This is a genomic window from Bauldia sp. (genome assembly GCF_020442045.1).
In the GTDB taxonomy this organism is placed as follows: domain Bacteria; phylum Pseudomonadota; class Alphaproteobacteria; order Rhizobiales; family Kaistiaceae; genus Bauldia.
On sequence record NZ_JAGRLA010000014.1, the window covers coordinates 19,418 to 42,412 of the forward strand.

The following is a 22,995-nucleotide window of genomic DNA, read 5'->3' on the forward strand; positions in this document are numbered from 1 at the left end:
ACTATTCGGCCGGCTCCGGTTGCTGGACCGGCGCACGCCGGACAAAGCCCTCGGCGTCGGTCTCCTCGACCTCGTGCAGACGTTCGATCGCCTCGGCGGCCTGGCGCTGGCGGTTCCACATGCTGGCGTAGAGACCGTCCTCGGCGAGCAACTCGTCGTGCCGGCCGCGTTCCGCGATACGCCCCTGGTCGAGGACGATGATCTCGTGGGCATGGATCACGGTCGACAGGCGGTGGGCGATGACCAGCGTCGTCCGCCCGGCCGAAACCCGGTCCAGCGCCGCCTGGATTTCCCGCTCGGTATGGATATCGAGCGCCGAGGTCGCCTCGTCGAGGATCAGGATAGGCGGTGCCTTGAGCACGGTGCGGGCGATCGCCACCCGTTGTTTCTCGCCGCCGGAGAGCTTCAGGCCGCGCTCGCCGACCTCGGTGTCATATCCGGCCGGCAGCGTGGCGATGAAATCGGCGATCTGGGCGGTCTGCGCCGCTTGCCTGATCTCCTCGTCGGTGGCGTCGGGCCGTCCATAGCGGATATTGTAGGCGATCGTGTCGTTGAACAGGACGGTATCCTGCGGAACCATGCCAATTGCTGCCCGGAGGGATTCCTGGGTAACGTCGCGAACGTCCTGGCCGTCGACGGTTATCTTCCCGCCGATCACGTCATAGAAGCGGAAGAGCAGGCGCGAGATGGTCGACTTTCCGGCGCCCGACGGACCGACGATGGCGATGGTGCGACCGGCCGGCACGTCAAAGCTGATCCCTTTCAGGATCGGCCGGTCAGCATCGTAGTGGAACGCGACATCCTCGAAACGGACATTGGCCCCGTCGACGATCAGGTCCCTTGCTCCGGGCTTGTCGACGATCTCGGGCGCCACGTCGAGCAGATCGAACATCGCTTCGATGTCGATAAGGCCCTGCTTGATCTCGCGATAGACAAAGCCGATGAAATTCAGCGGGATCGAGAGCTGCATCAGCAGTGCGTTGATCAGCACGAAGTCGCCGATCGTCTGCTCGCCGCGCAGCACCGCGGCGCCCGACATGGCCATGCAGATGGTCATGCCGGTGGTGAAGATGACGACCTGGCCGATATTCAGCCAGGCAAGCGACGTCCAGATACGGATCGCCGAAGCCTCGTAACGCTCCATCGCGGTATCGAAGCGCCGCGCCTCCATCGTCTCGTTGCCGAAATACTTGACCGTCTCGAAGTTGAGCAGCGAGTCGATCGCCTTGGCGTTGGCATCGGTATCGGAGTCGTTCATCGCCCGGCGAATCTTGATCCGCCAGTCCGACGCCTTGACGGTGAACCAGGTGTAGAGGACGACCGTGACGCTGATGACGATCAGGTAGGTCCAGTCGAACTGGTAGGTGATGATCACCGCCGCCAGCAGGAACTCGATCACCGTCGGCGCGGTGTTGAGGATCGTGAAGCGGACGATGATCTCGATGCCGCGCGTGCCTCGCTCGATGATCCGCGACATCCCGCCCGTCCGCCGTTGCAGGTGGAAGCGGAGCGAGAGCTCGTGCATATGCACGAAGGTCTTGTAGGCGAGCTCGCGCACGGCGTGCTGGCCGACCTTGGCGAACAGCGCGTCGCGAAGGTTGTTGAAGACGTTCATCAGGATGCGGCCGACGCCATAGGCGATGACCAGCAGGATCGGCACGGTGATCACCGCCGTCAGGCCGGCTGCCGCCTCCTTGTCGCCCGGCATCGGCGAAACCAGGGCGTCCGTCGCCCATTTGTAGGTGTAGGGAATGAGCACCGTGACGACCTTGGCCGCCACCAACACCACCAAGGCGACGCCAACGCGGCGCTTGAGGTCCGGCCGGTCGCCCGGCCACATATAGGGCCACAGGTTGAGTAGGGTCGCGAAGGCGGATTCGGCCTTCACCCTGGGCTGGTTGGTCGGGTCGGCCGCGGTGGTCATTCACAGGCCCCCACGGGTTCGGCGGTCTTCGCCGCTACCGCCCGCTGAAATCCGCCCATGGCCTCCCCGACCTCGGCAAGCGCCTGCGTATCGAGCCAGTAGCAGGATCGCGGACCTTCGATCTCACCCCGAATGATCCCCGCCTCCCGGAGAACCTTCAGGTGCTGGGATACGGTCGATTGTGCCAGCGGCAGGTCACGGACGATGTCGCGACAACGACAGGCGCCGTCCGGCGCGCCGAGCAACGCACGGACGATCGCGAGCCGGGCTGGATGCCCGAGCGCCTTTATTCGCGTGGCAAGCTGAACGTCTTCTTCGTCGAAGGGCATGCAAACTTCATCGTAATTTTACGATGGAGCAGGTAGGGCCGGTCTGGACAGATTTCAACCCGGCGGGTCGGTTTTCTCCGTGTCCTCCCAGGCTGCGTTGCCTTCCGGAAGCACGAAGACCTGGCCCGGATAGATCCAGCGCGGATTGCGGATCTGATCCTTGTTGGCCTGGTAGATCGTCGACCAGCGAATGCCCTTGCCGTACAGCCGGCGGGAGATCCGCCACAGGTTGTCGCGCCGCTTGATGATCATGGTCTGCGGCCCGCTGACCGCGCCGGCGATCTCGGCGCCCGCCGATCCGCCAGCCTGGCCGACAGGCTTGAGGATCGCCACCTCGACATCACGCTCGAACGGCACCTCGGCGCGCGCCACCACGTCGCCAGAACCGGTAACCTGATCGGCACGGACCGAATAGGTCCCGGCCGGCAGGTCGCGACTGACCTCGAGCAGCCAGGTCCCCGACGGCGACGGCTTTGCCTCACCGAGCAGCTTGTCGTCCATATAGACACGGACGAATTCCGGCGTCGTCGCCGTGCCGGCGACAAACAGCGCACCGGTGGTCTCGGCCTCGACCGCCGTCACCACCACCTCGGGCTCGATCACCGGCTCGGGCTCGGGTTCCGGCTCCGGTTCGACGGCGGCCATCTCGACCTCGGCGGGTCGGGTTTCGGCGGCGGGGGCCGGCTCGTCGCCCGGCTTTGCCGCATCGGCAACGTCCGGCGCCATCCCCTCGGCGGGCTTCTCGCCGGCAACCTCGGGGGTCATCTCCGGTGCGGCCCCGGGCGTGGTTTCAGGCGTGGTCGCGGGCTCCGGGGCCGCGCCGACCTCCGTCTTCTCCGGGGCTGGTCCGGCCGATGGCTCGTCGGTCTTCGGACCGGCTTCAGCAACACCGGTCCCGGCCTTGTCCCCATCAGCGGCGGCGGGAACGTCCGTCATCGCCATTTCGGTTTCCTTCGCCGGCTCGCCGGGCTTGCCTTCGGCGGCGGCCTTCTCCGGTGTCGCCGCTGCCGCAGGCTCTTCCGGCTCGGTCGGCACACTCGCAACGACCGTCTCCTCAGGCCCGGCAGCGGGCGTATCGGCGACCGCGGTCTCCTTCGGCGCTTCGGGAAGCTGGACGACCGTCGACGGCGCATCCGGCGCGTTGAGCACCACAAGCGGCTCCTCGTCCGGCGACTCCGGCACCATTACCGCCACGCGCTGGTCGGAGATCATCACACTCGACTTGTCGGGCGAGGTCGTGCGGATTGCGAGATCGTGCGGTCCCGGCGTCAACGGCTCAAGCAGCGCCAGCGCCCATTCGCCACGATCGTTCGCCTCGGCCGTGGCGACCGCGTCGCCGCCGCTCATCAACTCGACGGTCGAGCCCGGCTCCGCGAGCCCGGCAATCACCGCGTCACCGGTCGGCTCGACCCTGACCACGTCGAAGCTCGGCGCGACGATATCGGCCTGCGGCTCGGCGGCCGCCGACTCGGGTGCGGCGCCGGCATCCTTCGCCTCGTCCGCAGGCACATCGGCCGGCGCCTCGACCACCTCGGCCGGGGGAGCGGGCTCGTCGTCCGGCGCAGGCATAACGGCATCGACCTTGGTGTCGACTTTCGCATCGGGGCCTGGCTCGCCGGGCGCAGCCGCCTCGGCTTCCTTTGCCGCGTCTCCGGCCGGGACCGCGGCCTCACCGGGTTCCGCCGCCGCGACATCGCCGGCTTGGTCGGCGGGAGGCGGCATCTCCTCAGGCGCCGCGGCGATCATGTTGTCGTCGGCTTCCTGGATCATGCTCGGCAAGTCGGTCGGCGCGGGTTCCGCCACCTCGCCGCCCGCCTCCTCGGCGAGGCCCGGCTCGCCGTCGGGCGCGGCCTCCGCCACGGTCTCGGAGATCTCCTCGTCGGGCGCATCGACATCCGCCCCGGCCATCTTCGCCGGTGTCTCGGCGGCCGCGACCACGGACTTCTCGTCGTCAGTCTCGGCAAGCGCCGGCTCGGCCGGCGACGGCGCACCTTCGGTTGGCGACGGATCGGCGGCACCCGCCTCATCGGGCGTCGCCGCGGCCATCGCGGGCTCCTCGGCCGTGCTCACGCTGCCCGGCGTGCCGGCGTCCTGTCGGCCATAGTCGAAATAGACAAGGACGGCGATGCCGAGCAGTAAGACGATCACTCCGATCCAGACGGTGGTGCGTCGCGCGTCCATGTGACCTCCAGTGCGAGCCGACTCCGTCATTTAATCCCTGTTCTCCGGGCGCCACAAGAAGGGCAGGCGCTTGACGCCCTGCCTCGGCCAATGCCACATGAGTCCCATGGCAGAACTACGGAATGTTTGTGTTTATTGCGGGTCCAATGACGGAACGTCGCCTGAATATGCGGCGGCGGCCCAGATACTTGGCCGCGATATCGCCGAAGCCGGCATCCGGCTCATCTATGGCGGCGGCTCGGTCGGCCTGATGGGAATCGTCGCCCGTACCGTGCTCGAGAATGACGGCAAGGTGACCGGGATCATCCCCCAGTTTCTGAAGGACCGGGAGGTGATGCTCGGCGAGGCCAGCGAGCTGGTAGTTACCGCCGACATGCACGAGCGAAAGCGAATCATGTTCGAGCGGGCCGACGCCTTCGTCGCCCTGCCCGGCGGCATCGGCACCCTCGAGGAGGTCGTCGAAATGATGACCTGGGCCCAGCTCGACCAGCATGAGAAGCCGATCCTGATCGCCAACGTCAACGGTTTCTGGGACCCTCTCGTCGACCAGTTCAGGCGGATGGCCGATGACGGCTTCCTCCGCAAGGACTTCCTCGGCGAGCATGTCGCCCTCCCCGTCCGCTTCTGTGACAGCGCCGAGGATGTCATCCCGACGCTTCAGGACGCGGTGGCGGACCTTCCCCAGCCGGCACTCGACGAGCGCGCCGGGCTCATGTGACGAGCGCGGGCGCCCGGCTCTCGGCCACGTCGGTTCCCTCGTGGAGCAGTTTGTAGACGATCGAATCGTGCAGCGCCTCGAAGGAGGCGTCGACGATGTTTTCCGAGACCCCGATGGTGAACCACGATTCGCCGCCACCGTCGGCGCTCTCGATCATGACGCGGGTCACCGCCCCGGTGCCGCCGTTGAGGATGCGGACCTTGAAATCGACCAGCTCGAGGTCGGCGATCACGTCGCGATAGACGCCGAGATCCTTGCGAAGCGCCGTATCGAGCGCGTTGACCGGGCCGTTTCCTTCCGCGACGGTCAACAGCCGCTCGCCGCCGACCACCAGCTTGACGACGGCCTCCGACACGGTGACGAGGTTGCCGAGCGCGTTGTGGCGGCGCTCGACGGTGACATGGAAGCCCTCGACGTCGAAATAATCCGGCACGCCACCGAGCATCCGCCGCGCCAGCAGCTCGAAGGAGGCGTCGGCGGCCTCGTAGGCATAGCCCAGCGATTCGCGGTGCTTGACCTCGCGGAGCAGCGCCTCGAGCCGGCTGTCGGAACGGTCGACGGCAATCCCCAGCCGATCCAGCTCGGACAGCAGGTTGGCCTTGCCCGCCTGGTCGGAGATCAGCACGTGGCGGCGGTTTCCGACCATCGCCGGATCGACATGCTCGTAGGTTCGGGGATCCTTGACGATCGCGGAGGCATGGATGCCGGCCTTGGTGGCGAAGGCGCTGGTGCCGACATAGGGCGCCTGGCGGTTGGGCGAGCGGTTGAGGAGCTCGTCGAAGCGGTGGGCGAGCCGGGTCAGCCCCGAAAGGCTCTCGGCCCTGACACCGATCTCGAAGGCGTCGGCATAGGCGGGCTTCAGCATCAGCGTCGGGATCAGCGATGTCAGGTTGGCGTTGCCGCAGCGCTCGCCGATGCCGTTCAGCGTCCCCTGGACCTGGCGCGCGCCGCCGCGCACCGCCGCGAGCGAATTGGCGACCGCCTGCTCGGTGTCGTTATGGGCATGGATGCCCAGGTGTTCGCCGGGGATCGTCTTCGCCACCTCCCTGACGATCGCCTCGACCTCCTCCGGCAGCGTGCCGCCATTGGTGTCGCAGAGCACCGCCCAGCGGGCACCGGCGTCATAGGCGGTCTTCGCACAGGCGAGCGCGTAGTCGGGATTGGCCTTGTAGCCGTCGAAGAAATGCTCGCAGTCGAGGAGAACCTCCCGGCCGGCCTCGCGGGCGGCGGTCACCGACTGGGCTAACGACTCGAGGTTCTCCTCGTTGGTCGTGCCGAGCGCGACCCGGACGTGATAGTCCCAGGTCTTGGCGACGAAGCAGATCGCATCGGCCTCGGCATCGAGCAGGCCGCGGAGGCCCGGATCGTTGGAGAGGCTGACGCCCGGCCGCTTGGTCATGCCGAAGGCGGTGAAGGTCGCGCGCTGCGTCCGCTTCTTCTCGAAGAAGGCGGTGTCGGTGGGGTTGGCGCCGGGGTAGCCACCCTCGACATAATCGATGCCGAGCTCATCGAGGAGGCGGGCGATCTGCACCTTGTCCTCGAGCGAGAAATCGACGCCATTGGTCTGCGCGCCGTCGCGCAGCGTCGTGTCGAACAGATAGAGGCGTTCCTTACTCATCACTCATTCACCTGTTCGCGCCCTGTCTTTTCAACGACATGGGGCGCTGCCTTGAGAATCCGATTCAGGCCGGCGGCCAGTGCTCGGTGTCGTGGTCGGGATGCTGGTGGTTGGTGTTGACGATCTCGGCGAGCAGGGCCTCGTAGCCCTTGAAGGCATCGTCGGTGCGCATCTCCATCACGCCGGCGATACTCAAGGTCCACGGCAATCGCGACTCGACTCCGGCCTGGTATTCGGGGTCCACCACCGTGGGATCATCGAGCGTCGCGATTGCGGGGTGGATCACGTCATTCTCGACCCAGTTGTTGAACAGCGGCGTGCCGCAGTCCCGACAGAAGCCGCGCTCCATCTTCAACGAACTGTGGAACACGGCCGGCTTGCCGCGTGTCCATTCGAGGTTCGCGTTCTTGACGGTGAAGGTTGCGAAGAAGGGCCCGCCTACCGCCTTCTGGCACATGCGGCAGTGGCAGATGCCGACCTGGAAAGGCGTCTCATGAATCGCATAGCGCACGGCGCCGCACTGGCAACCGCCGGTCGTCCTGACGTCAGCCATCGATCTCACTCCCCTGGCCTCGTGATGAGGTTCCGGCCGGAGGCCATGCGGCCGTGTCGTGATCGGGATGCTGGTGGTTGGTCCGTCGGATCGCTTCGTATTTCGCCGGCGGACCTTCGTCCGGGGTATTCGAGCCGGGCAGGTCGTCAAGCTCGCCCACCCAGGCGATCCGGCCCTCGAGGCCGAACTGGATGATCGGCCGCGCCACCGAAGGATCGTCGAGCGAGCCGATCGACACGGCCATCTCGTCGCGATCGAGGTCGTCGAAGGTGAGCGGCGTGCCGCAGTCGCGACAGAAGCCGCGCTCGACCAGGTCGGAGCTCCTGAAGATCGCGAGCTCGCCACGGGTCAGCCGGAAGCCCGCCCGGCGGACGCCGACCAGCGGCGCATAGAAGGCGCCGAAAGCCTTCTGGCACATGCGGCAATGGCAGATGCTCGGCTCGATCAGCGAGCCGCTGAGGTGATAGCGCACCGCGCCGCACTGGCAGCCACCGCTCAGGGGCCTTCCGACACGCATCGCCGCCTCCGCCATCGCCTCAGGCCCCCGCCCCACGGTCATCGCCAAGCTGCTTGGCCATCACGGTCCGGCCGAGCCATTCGCCGACTCGGATCACCGTTTCGCGCCGCTCCGCGACGTAGCCGCGACCGGCGAAGAACGGCCGTGCCGTATCGCTTGCCTCGGTGGTGAGGCGGGCGGCGCCGCGACCGGCGGCGAGTTTCTCCAGCGCATCGACGAGCATGGTGGCGATGCCCTGCCGGGCCACCGCCGGATGGACGAAGAGCATGGCGATCCGCTCGTTGCCGTCGAGCGAGGCGAAACCGACCGGCGACTGCCGGAACACGGCGACCAGCGTCAGTTGCCCGGCCAGCTCGTCGGTGAAGGCCTCCTCGTCGTCGGCCGAGGCCGCCCAGGCCTCCTGCTGCGCCGGATCGTAGTCATCGCCGGTCAGCTCGGCGATGCTCTCCCGGTAGATTTCGGCGAGCGCCGGCCCGTCCTCGGGCAGCATCGGGCGCAGGCCGAAGGTCGGGTTCGCCTCGGCCATCAGTCCCGCGCCTCGTCCATGGGTCTATTCGGGCGCATGGCATACCGCCTCGATGTTGTGGCCCTCGGGATCGAGCACGAAGGCACCGTAATAGGTCGGATGGTACATTTCGCGGATGCCGGGCGGTCCATTGTCGGTCCCGCCGGCCGCGATCGCCGCCGCGTAGAAGGCGTCGACCTCGGCCCGGGTCTCGACGCCGAAGGCGATATGGGTGCGCGGCGTCTGCCTGCCGGCTCCGGAAAGCCAGAAATACGGCTTGCCCTCGACCCCGTAGCCCGCGACGTCGACCGTACCAGTCACGCTTGCCGGGAATTCCATCATCAGGGTGAAGCCGATCGGCGCCAGCGCCTTGCCATAGAAGGCCTTGGCGCGGGCCATGTCTTCAACACTGAGGCTGATGTGATCGATGACGTGGCGGGTCATGGTCGTGGTTCCCTTCCCAATGCGTACCGTTGGGGACGACTTCGATTGCGCACTTCACTCTCACGGGCGTCATGCCCCGGCTTGTCCCGGGCATCCACGCGAACACCGGTGTTACCGAAAAAGCCGTGGATGGCCGGGATAAACCCGGCCATGACGGCCGAGGGGAACGCGACGATCACCGCTTGACCTCCCAGGTGGTCGCCAACTCGCCGGTCTCGGGCGCCCTCACGTCGCCCCGACGCACTCTGTCGTCCTCCGGCTTGACAGGAGGACCGTTGGCCGCTCGCCGAGACGCTGGGGAGCGGTCCGCCTTGCGCCCAGCCTTGTGCCGGGTGGAGACCGGTCCTCCGGTCAAGCCGGAGGATGACGGTGGAGGGAGTGGCTGCGCTCATCGCTTGACCTCCCACGTCGTCACCAGCTCGCCGGTCTCGGGGTCCTTCGCGTCCTTGAGGGCAATGCCCATCGCGTCGAGCTCGTCGCGGATGCGGTCCGCCTCGGCCCAGTTCTTCTCTGCGCGAGCAGCGGCACGGGCCTCATCAGCCCTCAACCAGTCAAGCGCTGTCCCGTCCAAGCTTCTGATGTCGCGAACAGTCGTCCCCGGAACGAACTTCGCCAATACATGTACAAAGTTAGGATGGACGCTACGGTCCAGCTGACCACTAATGTCACGAAGATCGAAGTCACCAGTTAGTTTCGCGACACCCGCGACGAAAGCATCTACATCACCGTTTTGCGGTATAAGAAGATCCAGCCGAACTGAGAACTTTTTCTCAAAGAGACCCAAGATACGCAGCGACCCCGTCAGAGCTTGACCTGCTGATTGATCGCCGGAGATCGCCATATCTCTGAGTCGAAATAATTCGGAGAAAGCGGCCGGAGTATTCAGATCATCGCTAAGCGCGGTGAGGACAGTGTCGTCAACAGCCGCGCTCGCCATGTGTTCCCGGACGACGTTGCCAAAGCCAACGTAATGCTTCTGCGCCTCCTCCAGAGCAGCAACGGTCCAGTCGATCGGTTGCCGATAGTGCGTTCGTAGCATCGCCAGCCTGAGCACTTCGCCGGACCACGAGCGCCCACCAAACCTCTCCGTCTCCAGCAACTCCCGGATGGTCACAAAATTCCCCAGGCTCTTGGACATCTTCTCGCCCTCGACCTGGAGGAAGCCGTTGTGCATCCAGTAGTTGGCCATCACCGCCGTGCCGTGGGCGCAGCGCGACTGGGCGATCTCGTTCTCGTGGTGCGGGAAGACGAGGTCGATGCCGCCGCCGTGGATGTCGAATTCGTGCGGATGGGCGAGGCCCTTCTCCGAAAGGTTCGGCTTCGCCTTCTCCCAGAGCCATTTGTCCGACATCGCCGAGCATTCGAGATGCCAGCCGGGCCGTCCCGGCGTCGCGATGCCGGCCGGTGACGGCCAGGCCGGCTCGCCCGGCTTCGACGGCTTCCACAGCACGAAATCGGTCGCGTTCTTCTTGTAGGGCGCGACCTCGACCCGGGCGCCGGCGATCATGTCGTCGAGCGAGCGGTTGGAGAGCTTGCCGTAGTCGGGCATCCGGGCCACGTCGAAGAGGACATGGTCCTCGGCGACGTAGGCGAAGCCCTTCTCGACCAGTTCGTCGATCATCGACCGCATCTCTGCGATGTGGTCGGTCGCCCGCGGCTCGACAGTCGGCCTGAGGCACCCCAGCGCGTCAACGTCGGCGTGGAACTGCTCCTCGGTCCGGGTGGTCAGCTTGCGGATCGCCTCGTTCAGCGGCAGGCCGGAGAAGTCCTCCGCGGCGCGCGCGTTGATCTTGTCGTCGACGTCGGTGATGTTGCGGACATAGGTGACGTGGTCGGCGCCGTAAGTGTGCCGAAGCAGCCGGAACAGCACGTCGAAGACGATCAGCGGCCGGGCATTGCCGATATGGGCGAAGTCGTAGACGGTCGGCCCGCAGACATACATGCGCACGTTCCGCGGATCGATCGGATCGAAGACTTCCTTCGTCCGCGTCAGGGTATTGTAGAGGCGCAGGCCCATACCGAAACGTATCCCTTGCCCGCCGGCCGGGGGTTCGTCTCGTCTCAGATGGTCAAGGACAGGACGGCTCCAGCCAGCGATTGTCGCTAGCTAATAATAATCCCGCAGATGCAAATCGCGCGTGAACGCGTCACAGCCGTCATGGCGGTTGCCATCGCGCATTTGGCGGGAAAGGTCAAGCGCCGCGCGCCGGCCATGCCCCGAGGAGCCGGCGAATCCTCCCCCTGGTCTGGACGTGCCGCGCGGGGCTGATACCATCCGGCGCGACTCTCGCGGGGTCGGGGCGGCTTCTGTCGACACGACAAGGCATGGCGTACCGGTGCAGTTCCTGAACGATTTCCTTTCCATTTCCGAAGAGGAACGGCGAGGCGCGCTGGTCATGCGCGTCGTCACCGCCGTCGTCTTCGCCACCGCCCTGCTCACCCTTGCCGCCGGTCCCGCCGCGGCGCGGACCGTCCACATCGTCGCGCTGGGCGACAGCAACACCTACGGCTACGGCACCAAGCGTATCGCCACCTATCCGGCCCAGCTCCAGGTACTGCTCCAGGCGCGCGGCTATGACGTCGAGATCACCAACCGCGGGGTTAACGGCGACACGACCTTCGATGCGCTCGGCCGGCTCGACAAGGCGATCCCTGAGGGGACCGACGCGGTCATCGTCTTTCTCGGCCGGAACGACTGGCGCCGCAATTCACCGACCAGCGCGATCAGCCACAACCTCGAAATTATTGTCGCAACGCTCCGCCAGCGCGGGATCGCGGTGCTGCTGATCGGGTTCAAGCCGCACGATTTCTCCGACATCGCCGAGAAATACGGCGTCCTCTACTACCCGGACTTCTTCAACGGCACGATGGTGATGAACCGCAAGCTCCGCAAATACAGGCTGAAGGGCGGCGACATCGCCGGCCATCTCAATGCCGATGGCTATGCGGTGGTGGTCAACAAGATGCTGCCGAGCGTCGAGGCGCTGATCAGCCAGGTCGAGGACTGATCGGTCCGGCAGGCGCCCGCGCGCTCAAACCTTCTTCGTCGCCCAATCGACCGCGTGCCCGCCGAAATCCTCGGCGCAGGCCTCCAACTCCTCCGCGAAAATCCCACGGATCGCAGCGTGGATATCGCGGGTCATTTCAACCTTCCTGAGGTCGCTCTTACGGTTGAATCCGACGTCGATCGGTATCGACACGTCCGGACTCGCGCCGAGGAAGGCGAGGATGTCGCGCCGCAGCGATGCTGGGTCGGCAACCAGGTCGTCGAAGAAATAGAGCGCGAAACTCCCGGACGGGACGGCCTGCCGCCAGCGGCGCACCGCGACCGACTGACGGGAGCGCTGCATGACGCCCTCGCGCGCCGCGAAGCGCCGGACGGCCGTGGCGTCGGCGCGCCCCTTCAGGTCCCCCCGGCGCAGCCGCATGTTGAGAGCCGACCAGAAGCGATCGATCGGATTCCGCGCCATGAAGATCACCTTCAGGCGCGGGAACCGTTCCGCGATCCCGGCGATCGCCGGCGGCTCGAGCACCGCATATCCGGGCGTGATGTCGCCGGAGGCCTCCTCGCCCTTCCCCGCGAAGAGATCGGCATAATCCTCGACGGTGGCGCCTTCGCGGAGAGCGATGAAGGCGCGGAGGAAAGTGAGATCGCGCTCCTCCAGCAGGCGACGGCGATGCTCCGCGCGCCGGCGATTATCGCCCTCGGGGTCGGACAGCGCGCGATCGAGGATCGATCGCGCGTGCCCGGCACGCGAGCCTGGTGCATCGAAGTGATGCAACTCCTTGATCGGCGGCATCCAGAAGCCCGGATGCAGCGCGAGCTGGTCGTAGAGCCATTGGGTGCCGCCCTTCTGTGCCCCAACGCACATGAAGTCGGGTCCAGGGCCGGGCTGCCCCTCTGTGGCGGGCGCCGGCCCCGCGCCGTTTTCCAACGTCATCGGAAGTCCGATATCTCCGAAGAAGTCCCCATTCGGCGATCACCATAGCGGCGCGTCCGGCATCGTCAAAAACTGCCCGATTGTCTTTCGCCGCTCGACGGGAAGCGGACCCGCCATGTATCTGCTATCGTTCCCCCGTCGACCTCCGCAGCGCGAATATCCCGGATCGAAGTCCAAAAAAATGTCAGACCCGCGTCCCGAGGGCAGCGACCTCGACCAGCACGCCCTTTTCTTCCACAAGTTTCCCAGGCCGGGAAAGCTCGAGATCCAGGCGACCAAGCCGCTTGGCAACCAGCGCGACCTGGCGCTCGCCTATTCGCCGGGCGTTGCCGCGCCCTGCCTCGCGATCGCCGGCGACCCGTCGCTGGTGGCCGACTACACGTCGCGCCAGAACCTCGTCGGCGTGGTCTCCAACGGAACCGCGGTTCTCGGCCTCGGCGCTATCGGGGCGCTTGCCTCCAAGCCGGTGATGGAGGGCAAGGCCGTCCTCTTCAAGAAGTTCGCCGGGATCGACGTCTTCGATATCGAGGTCGACGAGCGCGATATCGACCGCTTCGTCGACGTCGTGGCCGCGCTGGAGCCGACCTTCGGCGGCATCAACCTCGAAGACATCAAGGCGCCGGAATGCTTCGCTATCGAGACGCGGCTCCGCGAGCGGATGAACATTCCGGTCTTCCACGACGACCAGCACGGCACGGCGATCATCGTCGGCGCGGCGGTGGTGAATGCCCTGTCGCTCGCCGGCAAGGCAATCGGCGACGTCAAGATCGTCGCCTCTGGCGCCGGTGCCGCGGCGATCGCCTGCCTCAACCTGCTGGTCTCGCTTGGCGCCACGCCGTCGAACATCTGGGTCACCGATATCGACGGGGTCGTCCACAAGGGACGCGAGACGCTGATGGACCCGTGGAAGGCGGCCTATGCGCAGGAAACCGGCAAGCGGACCCTCGCCGAGGTGATCCCGGGTGCCGACGTCTTCCTCGGCGTCTCGGCCGGCGGCGTCCTCAAGCCCGAGATGCTGGAGGAGATGGCCGAACGGCCGCTGATCCTGGCGCTCGCCAACCCGGTGCCGGAAATCATGCCGGATGTCGCACGATCCGTGCGCCCCGATGCGATGATCTGCACCGGCCGGTCGGACTTCCCCAACCAGGTCAACAACGTCCTCTGCTTCCCCTACATCTTCCGCGGCGCGCTCGATGTCGGCGCGACGACCATCAACGAGGCTATGAAACATGCCGCGGTGGCGGCGATCGCCGATCTCGCGCGCGAGCCGCCGTCCGACGTCGTCGCCCGCGCTTCCGGTGGCGAGGCCGAGACCTTCGGCGCCCAGAGCCTGATCCCCTCCCCCTTCGACCAGCGCCTGATCCTCAAGATCGCCCCGGCCGTCGCCCGCGCCGCCATGGAGAGCGGGGTCGCGACGCGGCCGATCATGGACTTCGAGGCCTATCTCGACCAGCTCAACCGCTTTGTCTTCCGCTCCGGCCTGATCATGAAGCCGATGATCTCGGCGGCCAAATCGGCACCGAAGCGGATCGTCTATGCCGACGGCGAGGACGAGCGGGTGCTCCGCGCCGCACAGATCGCCATCGAGGAAGGCATCGCCCGTCCGATCCTGATCGGACGCCCGAACGTCATCGACGTGCGCTGCCGGCGCTATGGCCTTCGCTTCTCGCTCGACAGCGACTGCGAGATCATCAATCCGGAGGACGATCCCCGCTATCGTGCCTATTCGGACCTCTATTTCTCCAAGGTCGGTCGCAAGGGCATCGACCCGGAAGCCGCCCGCATGGTGGTGCGCACCAATACCACCGTCATCGCCGCCCTGGCGGTCGAGCGCGGCGACGCCGACGCGCTGATCTGCGGGCTTGGCGGCCGCTTCATCCGCCACCTCCGCGACATCGGCCACGTGATCGGGCTGAAGCCCGGCGCCCGGACCTTCTCGGCCCTCAGCCTGCTGATCAACACCCGCGGCAGCTACTTCCTCACCGACACCCACGTCACTGTCGATCCCGACGCCGAGGAGATCGCCGAGATGACACGGCTTGCCGCCGCCGAGATCCGGCGCTTCGGCCTCGAACCCAAGGCGGCGCTGCTGTCGGCATCGAACTTCGGGACGCGGGAGATCGACACCGCGATCAAGATGCGCGCGGCGGTCGAGATGCTTTGGCGGACCGATCCGGACCTCGAGGTCGACGGCGAGATGCACGGCGACGCCGCCCTGTCGGGGGCGTTCCGCCAACGGGTGATGCCGACGTCACGTCTGGAAGGCGAGGCCAACCTCCTCGTCTTCCCGAGCCTCGATTCGGCCAATATCGCCCTCAATCTCCTCAAGGGGATGACCGACGCGCTGCATGTCGGGCCGATCCTGCTCGGCGCCGCCAAACCCGCCCATATCGTGACGCCCTCGGTCACCTCGCGCGGCGTGCTCAACATGACGGCGCTCGCGGTGGTCGGCGCGCAGGCGGAGGAAAGCGCGGCCGCGGCGGCATTGCCTTAACGCCCCGGTAAGGTCCCTGAACCGCGGACAACAAGGCATTCAGCCTTGGTACCGCCACAAAATGCGAGGCTCCGCCGCAACCCTCAATGCGGCGGACCTTGTCATGGCCAACACCCTTTTCGCTTTCGTCACCCTCGCCTTCCTCACCTGGATCATGGCCGGGATGCTCTTCGGCTATTCGGTCGCCTCCTTCATGTGAGATCGGCGCGCCGCCGGCCTTTCGATCGCCCGGATCGGTCTGCTATCCTCACCGGATGCCGATCCCGCGCCGACCGAACACGCCTCGATCCGATGCCGAAGCGCGACCGCCCGCTCGGCGGCGCGACTGGCGCCACGCCTGGCTCGCCGGGCTGATCCTGATGATGGCGACGGGCCTCGCCCATGCGGTCGACCGCCGGGCGATCGAGCGCGACTTCCAGGCCTTCCTCGCCAATGAGATATGGCCGGAGGCGCAGGCCGCGGGCGTGTCGCGGACAGCCTTCAACGCCGCGCTTGGCGGGGTGACGCTCGACTGGGACCTGCCCGAACTGGTGCCACCTGGCACATCCGCACCGCATACCGTGGAATCCCAGGCCGAGTTCCGCAGTCCCGGCGCCTATTTCAACCAGAACAACCTCAACACCCAGGTCGCCATCGGCCGCAGGCTGATCAAGAAATGGGGCAAGACGCTCGCCGCGATCGAGCAGCGTTTCGGCGTCCCCGGCGAGATCCCGCTGGCGATCTGGGCGCGCGAGACGAGCTTCGGCAACGCCAAGCTGCCCTATTCGGCGATCCGGACGCTGGCGACGCGCGCCTATATGGGGCGGCGCAAGGCGTTCTTCCGGCCGGAGCTGATCGCGGCGCTGCAGATCGTCGAGGCCGGTGACATCAAGCCATCGCAGATGAAGAGCTCGTGGGCCGGCGCCCTCGGCCAGCCACAATTCCTCCCGTCCTACTACCTGAACTATGCGGTCGACTTCGACGGCGACGGCCATCGCGACATCTGGAACTCGGTGCCGGACACCCTCGCCTCGATCGCCAATTTCCTGCTCCACAAGGGCTGGGACCCGGAGCGCGGCTGGGGCATCGAGGCGGCGGTTCCGGCCGCGGTCCCCTGCTATCTCGAAGGCCCCGAGCAGGGCCGCGGCATGGCGGAATGGGGCAAGCTTGGCGTGACCTGGATCGATGGCCGTCCGCTCCCCCGCATCGAGCAGAACCGGGAAGCCTTCCTGCTCATGCCTGCCGGCCGCCTCGGCCCCGCCTTCATCGTCAGCGGCAACTTCTATGTGCTGAAGGAGTACAACTACTCCGACCTCTATGCCCTTTATGTCGGGCACCTCGCCGACCGCTTCGCCGACAACAAGCCGTTCGTCGCCAAATGGGGCAAGGTCGGAGGTTTCAGCCGCGCCGATGTTGCCAGGATGCAGCGGCAGTTCGAGGCGCAAGGATTCGACGTCGGCGGCTCGGACGGCCTGGTCGGCTTCAAGACCCGGATCACGGTCGGCCAGTGGCAGGCCAAGAACGGCGACACGATCACCTGCCTGCCGGATGCCGGGATGATCCGCAGCATCCACTGACGGTGAGACATCGATCATCTTCCGTATGGTCATACCCGAGTGCCGGCCGGCTTCAAGCAGGCCGATGTCGATTCCGCGCGACTTCGTTCGTCACCGCCGTATCGGACAGTGAACCCAGGGAGTTTCACCCATGCGGACGATCACGATCATCGAACATATCTCGCTGGACGGCGTGATACAGGGTCCGGGCGGGCCGGACGAGGACCGGGATGGTGGCTTCGACCTTGGCGGGTGGTCGATGCGGCATGCCGATCCGGCGGTCCGCGAGGCGATTGTCGTCGCGCATGGCGAGGCCTTCGATCTTCTTCTCGGGCGCCGTACCTACGATATCTGGAGCGGCTACTGGCCAAAGGCCGGGAAAAGCCCGATGGCCGACAGCCTGAACGCGGCGAGGAAATACGTCGCGACCCATCGGCCGGAAAGCCTGGAATGGGGACCGGTCGAGAGCCTGGGCGCCGACATCGTGGCGGGTATTGCCGACGCCAAGGCGAAGGACGGTCCTCACCTGATCGTCTGGGGCAGCTCGACCCTGACGCCGGTGTTGCTGCGGCACGGGCTCGCCGACAAGGTGCTGCTGCTCGTCTGTCCGGTTCTGCTCGGGCACGGGAAACGTTTCTTCCCCGAGGGCGCGGACGCCCGCGAACTTTCCCTCGTCAGCACGACGCCGGTGGCGAGCGGCGTGCTGGTCAACGCCTATCATCGCGTCCGGCCGCTGCCGGTCGAGTCCGGGCCGGCCGGCTGAAGCCGGACGGTTTTCGGTCGGATATCAGCGGTAGAGAACCACCGGCACCTGGCAGGACCGGACCATCTCCGTGGTCGTCGAACCGATGATCAGGTTGCGGATCTTCGAGTGGCCATAGGCCCCCATCACCAGCAGGTCGATGCCGTCGGCTTCGACCGCCTCGGCGATCACCTTCTCCGGCTGCCCGGCGACAACCGCTCCCGCCACGTCATAGCCGCCGGCTTCGAGTATCGCCCTGGCGTTGTTCAGCTGGCGGCTCGTCTCGTCCGTCTCGACACCGGCCATGACCAGCCGGCATTGCAGGCCGGCATAAAGCGTGCTGCGGGCGACGTGATCGACGGCCTTCATGCTGCTGGCGCCGTCGTCAAAGGCGATCAGGAAACGCTCGATCGGCTTGAAGGCGCGGGAGGCAACGAATGTCGGCTTGCTGGCCGAGCGAACAATGCGCTCGAGGTTCGAACCGAGATGGAGCCGCGCGAAATCGGCCGCCTCGCCACGCTTGCCGATGACGACCATGTCGGCATGCGCCTCGCAAGCGGCCACTTCCTCGACGAGGTCCCCGATCCTGAGCCGGGTCGTCACGCCCGCGATGCCGGCCGCCTCGATCAGCGCCTTTGCATCGTCGAGGATCGCCCAGCCCCGCTGCTGGGACAGCCGGGCGCGCCGCTCGTCGAGAGCGCTCAACTCTTCGAGGATCGCGGTCCGCGCGCCGAGCGCGATGCTGCCGCTCAAGTCCGACTGCGCCGTCGCCACGTCGCGCCGGCCAAGCACGTGCAGAATCTCGACCTCCGACCCCGTCCGCGCGGCGATCCAGGCGGCATGGTCGCAGACGCTCTTCGAATAGATCGAGCCGTCGACCAGGGCGATGAATTTCGACATGGCTTACTCCTAGAGCAAAACAGGCGAGGCCGCGCGTTTTTTCGGCCCGGACATGCGACAGACCGGCCTGATGGAGAAACGAAACGGAGGCCGCGCGCTAGTGCCCCATCAGGCGTTCGAGGGCACCGGGCTGGTCATGGATGGCGAGCCTGTCGACGATCGTCTCGCTCGCCTCGTTGATGCCGACGATCTCCACCACCGCCCCCTCGCGACGGAACTTGAGAACGACCATGTCGAGCGCCGCGACGCTGGAAATGTCCCAGATATGGGCGCGACTGACATCGATGGTCACCTTCTCCAGCGCCTCCTTGAAGTCGAAGGCGGCGGTGAAGGCGTCAGCCGAGGCGAAGAAGACCTGGCCCTCGACGACATAGGTCCGCGCCTTGCCATCAGGCGACAATGTCGATGTCACCCGGAAGATCTGGGCGATCTTCCAGGCGAAGAAGATGCCCGAGAGCAAAACCCCGACCAGCACCCCGATCGCCAGGTTGTGGGTGAAGACGACGCAGAGCACCGTCGCCAGCATCACCACCGACGACGACCTCGGGTGGGTCCTCAGATTCTTGATCGACGACCAGCTGAAGGTGCCGATCGAGACCATGATCATCACCGCGACGAGCGCCGCCATCGGGATCTGCCTCACCCAGTCGCCGAGAACGACGATCAGGAAGAGAAGGAAGATGCCGGCGCAGAAGGTGGAAAGCCTGCCGCGCCCGCCCGACTTCACGTTGATCATCGACTGGCCGATCATCGCGCAGCCGGCCATGCCGCCGATGAACCCGGTCGCGGTATTGGCGATGCCCTGGCCGATGCATTCCTGGTTCTTGTCGCTGGGGGTATCGGTCAGGTCGTCGACGATGGTGGCCGTCATCAGCGACTCGAGCAGGCCGACCGCCGCCACCGCCGCCGAATAGGGCAGGATGATCGTCAGCGTCTCGAAGGTCAGCGGGATGTCGGGGAGCAGGAAGACGGGCAGCGTCGACGGCAATTCACCCATGTCGCCGACCGTCCGCAAGTCGAGACCGAAGGTCATCGCAACCGCGGTCAGGATGAGGATGCAGATCAACGGCGACGGAATGGCCTTCGTCACCCTCGGGAACAGGTAGATGATCGCGAGCCCGGCGGCGACCATGACATAGGTCAGCCAGGGCACGTCGATCAGTTCGGGCAGTTGCGCCATGAAGATCAGGATCGCCAGCGCATTGACGAAGCCGGTCATCACCGAGCGCGACACGAAGCGCATCACGTAGCCGAGCCGCAGGAGGCCGGCGGCGATCTGGATGAGACCGGCGAGAACCGTGGCCGCCAGCAGATACTGGAGGCCGTATTCCTTCACCAGCGTCACCATCAGCACGGCCGTCGCCGCGGTCGCGGCGGAGATCATGCCCGGCCGGCCGCCGGTGATCGCGACGATCACGGCGATCGAGAAGGAGGCATAGAGGCCGACCTTGGGATCGACCCCGGCGATGATCGAAAAGGAGATGGCCTCGGGAATCAGGGCGAGCGCGACAACAAGGCCCGAGAGCAGATCGGCACGGATGTTCCCGAACCATTGGGCGCGATAGGCAGTCAGTGACCTCATGAACCATCCGGCGAGAACGCACGACACGAATGCGGGGTGTGAAATCCGCGCATCAGCACGTCTGGTGACTGGAGAAGAGCCGCCCTCGCCGGAAGCGAAGACGCGTCGAATCGCCGGAATAGTCGAATTCCGACAGGGCCAACGGGTAGCCCGGGCGTTGCTGCATCGCAATATCGCCGCTGCATAGCGGCTATGCGTCGGGCCGGCCGATCGGCCCAGGGGGCGCGAGAGAAGCGACCAATTCAGCCGGGATCGGCGATACGTTCAGCTATCGCGGCTGGCCGACCCGTGCTGTCGGATGGCCGCCACGGCAAAGAAATCGTTTGATTTTTCGGCGCCGAGCACCGATATAGCCGCCATAACGCTTCTGCAGGCCGCGTTGCACGGAACCCGACCACGGTTTTCTGCCTGCCCACAAACACCCAGAGACGACAGCCCAGGCCGCGCGGGATGTCCCCGACAGACGGCGAATTGCGTTCCCGGCTTGAGTGAGCCGACGGGCTGAATCCGCTTATAGAAAGAACTGCTACATGTCATTCGACGCGCTCGGCCTTGCCGAGCCGATAACACGCGCGCTTTCCGAAGCCCGCTACACCAATCCCACGCCGATCCAGGCACAGGCGATACCGATCGCGCTGGACGGGCGAGACCTTATCGGCATCGCCCAGACCGGAACCGGCAAGACGGCCGCCTTTGCGCTGCCGATCCTCCACAAGCTGGCCACGTCGCGTAAGCCGCTGACGCCGAAGTCCTGCCGGGTGCTGGTCCTCAGCCCGACCCGCGAGCTTTCCGGACAGATCGTCGAGTCCTTCACCGCCTATGGCAAGCATCTCCGCCTTAGCGTCAGGCTGGCGATCGGCGGCGTTCCGATCCGCAAGCAGATCCGCCAGCTCAGCGGCGGTGTCGATGTGCTGGTGGCCACGCCCGGCCGCCTGCTCGACCTCGCCAAGAGCCGGGCCGTCAAGCTCGACCAGGTCGAGTTCCTCGTCCTCGACGAGGCCGACCGGATGCTCGACATGGGCTTTATCCACGACATCCGCCGCGTCGTCGCGATGCTGCCGAAGGAACGCCAGACACTGTTCTTCTCGGCCACCATGCCGACCGAGATCGCACGGCTTGCCGGCGAGATGCTCACCGACCCGGCGAAGGTCAGCGTCACGCCTCCCTCGTCCACCGCGGAGAAGATCGAACAGCGGGTCATCCATGCGGATCGCGCCGACAAACCCGGCCTCCTCGCCGACGCCCTGAAAGACGGCTCGGTCGACCGGGCGCTCGTCTTCACCCGCACCAAGCACGGCGCCGACCGTGTCGTCCGGGTGCTGGCCAAGGCCGGCATCGACGCCAACGCGATCCACGGCAACAAGAGCCAGGGCCAGCGTGAGCGGGCGCTTGCGGCCTTCCGGAACGGCAGCGTCACCACGCTGATCGCCACCGATATCGCGGCCCGCGGCATCGACGTGTCCGGCATCAGCCACGTCATCAACTACGATTTGCCGAATGTCCCGGAGACCTATGTCCACCGCATCGGCCGGACCGCCCGCGCCGGGACATCGGGGATCGCGATCTCGCTGGTCAGCGCGGACGAGACACCGTTCCTGCGGTCGATCGAGCGGCTGATCAAGCTCGACATCCCGGCGACCGGGGAGCGAGCCGAGGAGCGCCCTGCCCCGTCCCAGAAGCCGAAGCCGCGGCGTGCAGCGCGCGGCCGCAACCGGAGACGCGGCGGCGGGCAACGGCCACCCCGTCAGTCCTATGCCGGCGACAATATCGGCGCCGTCGCCTTCCTGCGGGAACCGCACCCTCCCGCGGCTGATCCGCAAAGCTGAACCTGCCCTAGAAGGAGAAAAAGATGGCAAAGGAAGAACTCCTGGAATTCGAAGGCACGGTCACCGAGGTCCTTCCCGACGGGAATTTCCGGGTGACGCTCGACAACGATCACCAGATACTCGCCTATGCCGCCGGCAAGATGCGCAAGTTCCGCATCCGCACCATCGCAGGCGATCGGGTGCGGGTCGAGATGACGCCCTATGACCTCGACAAGGGCCGCATCAACTTCCGGCACAAGGCGGAGGGCGGCTCGGCAGGCGGAACCGGCCAGCGCCGGCAGCAGTTCAAGCGCCGCTAGGCCACCGACACCGGTCCGGGCACAACGAGACACGGCGCGCCCGGGCCTTGCCTTTCCGCCACAGGCGCGAAATCGTTGCCGGCCCGGCGCACGGGCCGGGAGACGGGGAGCGCGCTGACAGGTGTCTCTTACCCCCTCGGGCTTCGACCTCATTGTCCTCGCGTGGATGGCGCTCGCGCTTGCGCTCATGCCGATCCAGCTTCGAATTACGGCCCCCTACGGCCGTCATCTCCGCCACGGCTGGGGACCGACGGTGCCGGCCCGTCTCGGATGGATCACGATGGAGCTCGTGCCGCTCCTCGTCTTTGTGCCCCTCTTCCTTGCCGGCCCGACGGCGAAGACAGCGCCGATGTGGGTCTTCTTCGCCCTCTGGGTCGCGCACTACCTGCAGCGCGGCCTGGTCTTTCCTCTCCGCGCCCGCAATCGCGGCCGCCGGATGCCCTTCCTGATCGTCGTCTCGGCCGTCGGCTTCAACGCGGTCAATGCGGGCCTGAACGGCAGCTATCTCGGCTGGATCGCCGCGCTCTATCCCGATTCCTGGCTGGCCGACCCGCGCTTCATCATCGGACTTGTGCTGTTCGTCGCCGGTGCGCTCCTGAACCTTTGGGCCGACAACCGGCTGATCCATCTGCGGCGGCCCGGTTCCGCCGATTATGTGATTCCGCGCGGCGGCCCGTTTGAATATCTCTCATGCCCGAACCACCTCGGAGAGATCGTCGAGTGGACCGGCTTTGCCGTAATGTGCTGGAATCTCCCCGCGCTCAGTTTCGCCATCTGGACCGCCGCCAACCTGATCCCGCGTTCGCTCAGCCATCATCGATGGTACGGCGAGCACTTCCCGGACTATCCCGCGGGACGCCGGGCCGTGATCCCCGGCTTCCTCTAGC

General features: G+C 66.2%; 20 protein-coding genes. 8 read left to right on the forward strand and 12 right to left on the reverse strand.

The annotated features are described in order from the left end of the window. Window position 1 precedes the first annotated feature (1 nt). From KDJ86_RS01585 to KDJ86_RS01595, 3 genes are read right to left on the reverse strand one after another with little or no spacing between them, the layout of a single operon-like run. Complete coding sequence (locus tag KDJ86_RS01585) at window positions 2-1,924, reverse strand: ABCB family ABC transporter ATP-binding protein/permease (RefSeq protein ID WP_291742009.1); 1,923 nt, start codon at window positions 1,922-1,924, stop codon at window positions 2-4. Then, complete coding sequence (locus KDJ86_RS01590; RefSeq protein ID WP_291742012.1) at window positions 1,921-2,253, reverse strand: ArsR/SmtB family transcription factor; 333 nt, start codon at window positions 2,251-2,253, stop codon at window positions 1,921-1,923. Before KDJ86_RS01590 ends, KDJ86_RS01585 begins: the two co-directional genes overlap by 4 nt. 54 nt (window positions 2,254-2,307) lie before the next feature. Next, window positions 2,308-4,434, reverse strand: coding sequence for a LysM peptidoglycan-binding domain-containing protein (locus KDJ86_RS01595; protein WP_291742015.1), 2,127 nt, complete (start codon window positions 4,432-4,434; stop codon window positions 2,308-2,310). Window positions 4,435-4,540: 106 nt separating this feature from the next. Here KDJ86_RS01595 and KDJ86_RS01600 point away from each other — a divergent pair, with 106 nt between their 5' ends. Beyond that, window positions 4,541-5,152 (forward strand): LOG family protein, encoded by a 612-nt coding sequence (locus KDJ86_RS01600; RefSeq protein ID WP_291742017.1) that lies wholly within the window; start codon window positions 4,541-4,543, stop codon window positions 5,150-5,152. Here the strand turns inward: KDJ86_RS01600 and cimA are convergent. The 6 genes from cimA to cysS all read right to left on the reverse strand — a co-directional run bounded on the left by cimA (window position 5,145) and on the right by cysS (window position 10,806). Continuing rightward, window positions 5,145-6,770 (reverse strand): citramalate synthase, encoded by a 1,626-nt coding sequence (cimA, locus tag KDJ86_RS01605; protein WP_291742020.1) that lies wholly within the window; start codon window positions 6,768-6,770, stop codon window positions 5,145-5,147. The two genes, KDJ86_RS01600 and cimA, sit on opposite strands and share 8 nt — an antisense overlap. A gap of 64 nt (window positions 6,771-6,834) precedes the next feature. Then, window positions 6,835-7,323: a GFA family protein gene (locus tag KDJ86_RS01610; protein ID WP_291742023.1), complete on the reverse strand. Its 489-nt coding sequence runs from the start codon at window positions 7,321-7,323 to the stop codon at window positions 6,835-6,837. Beyond that, window positions 7,316-7,840, reverse strand: coding sequence for a GFA family protein (locus KDJ86_RS01615; protein WP_291742026.1), 525 nt, complete (start codon window positions 7,838-7,840; stop codon window positions 7,316-7,318). Before KDJ86_RS01615 ends, KDJ86_RS01610 begins: the two co-directional genes overlap by 8 nt. 19 nt (window positions 7,841-7,859) lie before the next feature. Beyond that, entirely contained in the window at window positions 7,860-8,366 is a 507-nt protein-coding gene (locus KDJ86_RS01620) for a GNAT family N-acetyltransferase (protein ID WP_291742029.1), read from the reverse strand. Window positions 8,367-8,390: 24 nt separating this feature from the next. Further along, complete coding sequence (locus KDJ86_RS01625) at window positions 8,391-8,789, reverse strand: VOC family protein (RefSeq protein WP_291742032.1); 399 nt, start codon at window positions 8,787-8,789, stop codon at window positions 8,391-8,393. A gap of 388 nt (window positions 8,790-9,177) precedes the next feature. Then, complete coding sequence (gene cysS / locus KDJ86_RS01630; protein WP_291742035.1) at window positions 9,178-10,806, reverse strand: cysteine--tRNA ligase; 1,629 nt, start codon at window positions 10,804-10,806, stop codon at window positions 9,178-9,180. A 319-nt stretch (window positions 10,807-11,125) separates the two neighbouring features. Here cysS and KDJ86_RS01635 point away from each other — a divergent pair, with 319 nt between their 5' ends. Then, window positions 11,126-11,797 (forward strand): GDSL-type esterase/lipase family protein, encoded by a 672-nt coding sequence (locus KDJ86_RS01635; RefSeq protein WP_291742036.1) that lies wholly within the window; start codon window positions 11,126-11,128, stop codon window positions 11,795-11,797. Between the two features lie 24 nt (window positions 11,798-11,821). Here the strand turns inward: KDJ86_RS01635 and KDJ86_RS01640 are convergent, their stop codons facing one another. Next, window positions 11,822-12,661, reverse strand: coding sequence for a sulfotransferase (locus KDJ86_RS01640; RefSeq protein WP_291742040.1), 840 nt, complete (start codon window positions 12,659-12,661; stop codon window positions 11,822-11,824). 250 nt (window positions 12,662-12,911) lie between these two features. Between KDJ86_RS01640 and KDJ86_RS01645 the strand changes: the two genes are divergently transcribed. From KDJ86_RS01645 to KDJ86_RS01655, 3 genes are all read left to right on the forward strand, one after another. Then, window positions 12,912-15,224 carry an NADP-dependent malic enzyme gene (locus tag KDJ86_RS01645; protein ID WP_291742043.1) on the forward strand — a complete coding sequence of 771 codons (2,313 nt, stop codon included), beginning with the start codon at window positions 12,912-12,914 and terminating at the stop codon, window positions 15,222-15,224. Window positions 15,225-15,586: 362 nt separating this feature from the next. Continuing rightward, a complete protein-coding gene (locus KDJ86_RS01650; RefSeq protein WP_291742046.1) occupies window positions 15,587-16,780 on the forward strand; it encodes a lytic murein transglycosylase in 1,194 nt (397 codons plus the stop codon). A 130-nt stretch (window positions 16,781-16,910) separates the two neighbouring features. Continuing rightward, complete coding sequence (locus tag KDJ86_RS01655) at window positions 16,911-17,522, forward strand: dihydrofolate reductase family protein (protein WP_291742048.1); 612 nt, start codon at window positions 16,911-16,913, stop codon at window positions 17,520-17,522. A 24-nt stretch (window positions 17,523-17,546) separates the two neighbouring features. Here KDJ86_RS01655 and KDJ86_RS01660 read toward each other — a convergent pair whose 3' ends face one another. Together KDJ86_RS01660 and KDJ86_RS01665 are read right to left on the reverse strand one after the other, a co-directional pair. After that, window positions 17,547-18,401 carry a universal stress protein gene (locus KDJ86_RS01660; RefSeq protein ID WP_291742051.1) on the reverse strand — a complete coding sequence of 285 codons (855 nt, stop codon included), beginning with the start codon at window positions 18,399-18,401 and terminating at the stop codon, window positions 17,547-17,549. Between the two features lie 97 nt (window positions 18,402-18,498). Then, window positions 18,499-19,983, reverse strand: coding sequence for a SulP family inorganic anion transporter (locus tag KDJ86_RS01665; protein WP_291742055.1), 1,485 nt, complete (start codon window positions 19,981-19,983; stop codon window positions 18,499-18,501). Between the two features lie 530 nt (window positions 19,984-20,513). On the opposite strand from KDJ86_RS01665, the gene KDJ86_RS01670 reads away from it, so the two are divergent. From KDJ86_RS01670 to KDJ86_RS01680, 3 genes are all read left to right on the forward strand, one after another. Beyond that, entirely contained in the window at window positions 20,514-21,809 is a 1,296-nt protein-coding gene (locus KDJ86_RS01670) for a DEAD/DEAH box helicase (protein ID WP_291742057.1), read from the forward strand. Window positions 21,810-21,832: 23 nt separating this feature from the next. Then, window positions 21,833-22,108, forward strand: coding sequence for a translation initiation factor IF-1 (gene infA / locus KDJ86_RS01675; protein ID WP_291742059.1), 276 nt, complete (start codon window positions 21,833-21,835; stop codon window positions 22,106-22,108). A gap of 121 nt (window positions 22,109-22,229) precedes the next feature. Then, entirely contained in the window at window positions 22,230-22,994 is a 765-nt protein-coding gene (locus KDJ86_RS01680) for a DUF1295 domain-containing protein (RefSeq protein WP_291742061.1), read from the forward strand. Window position 22,995 lies beyond the last annotated feature (1 nt).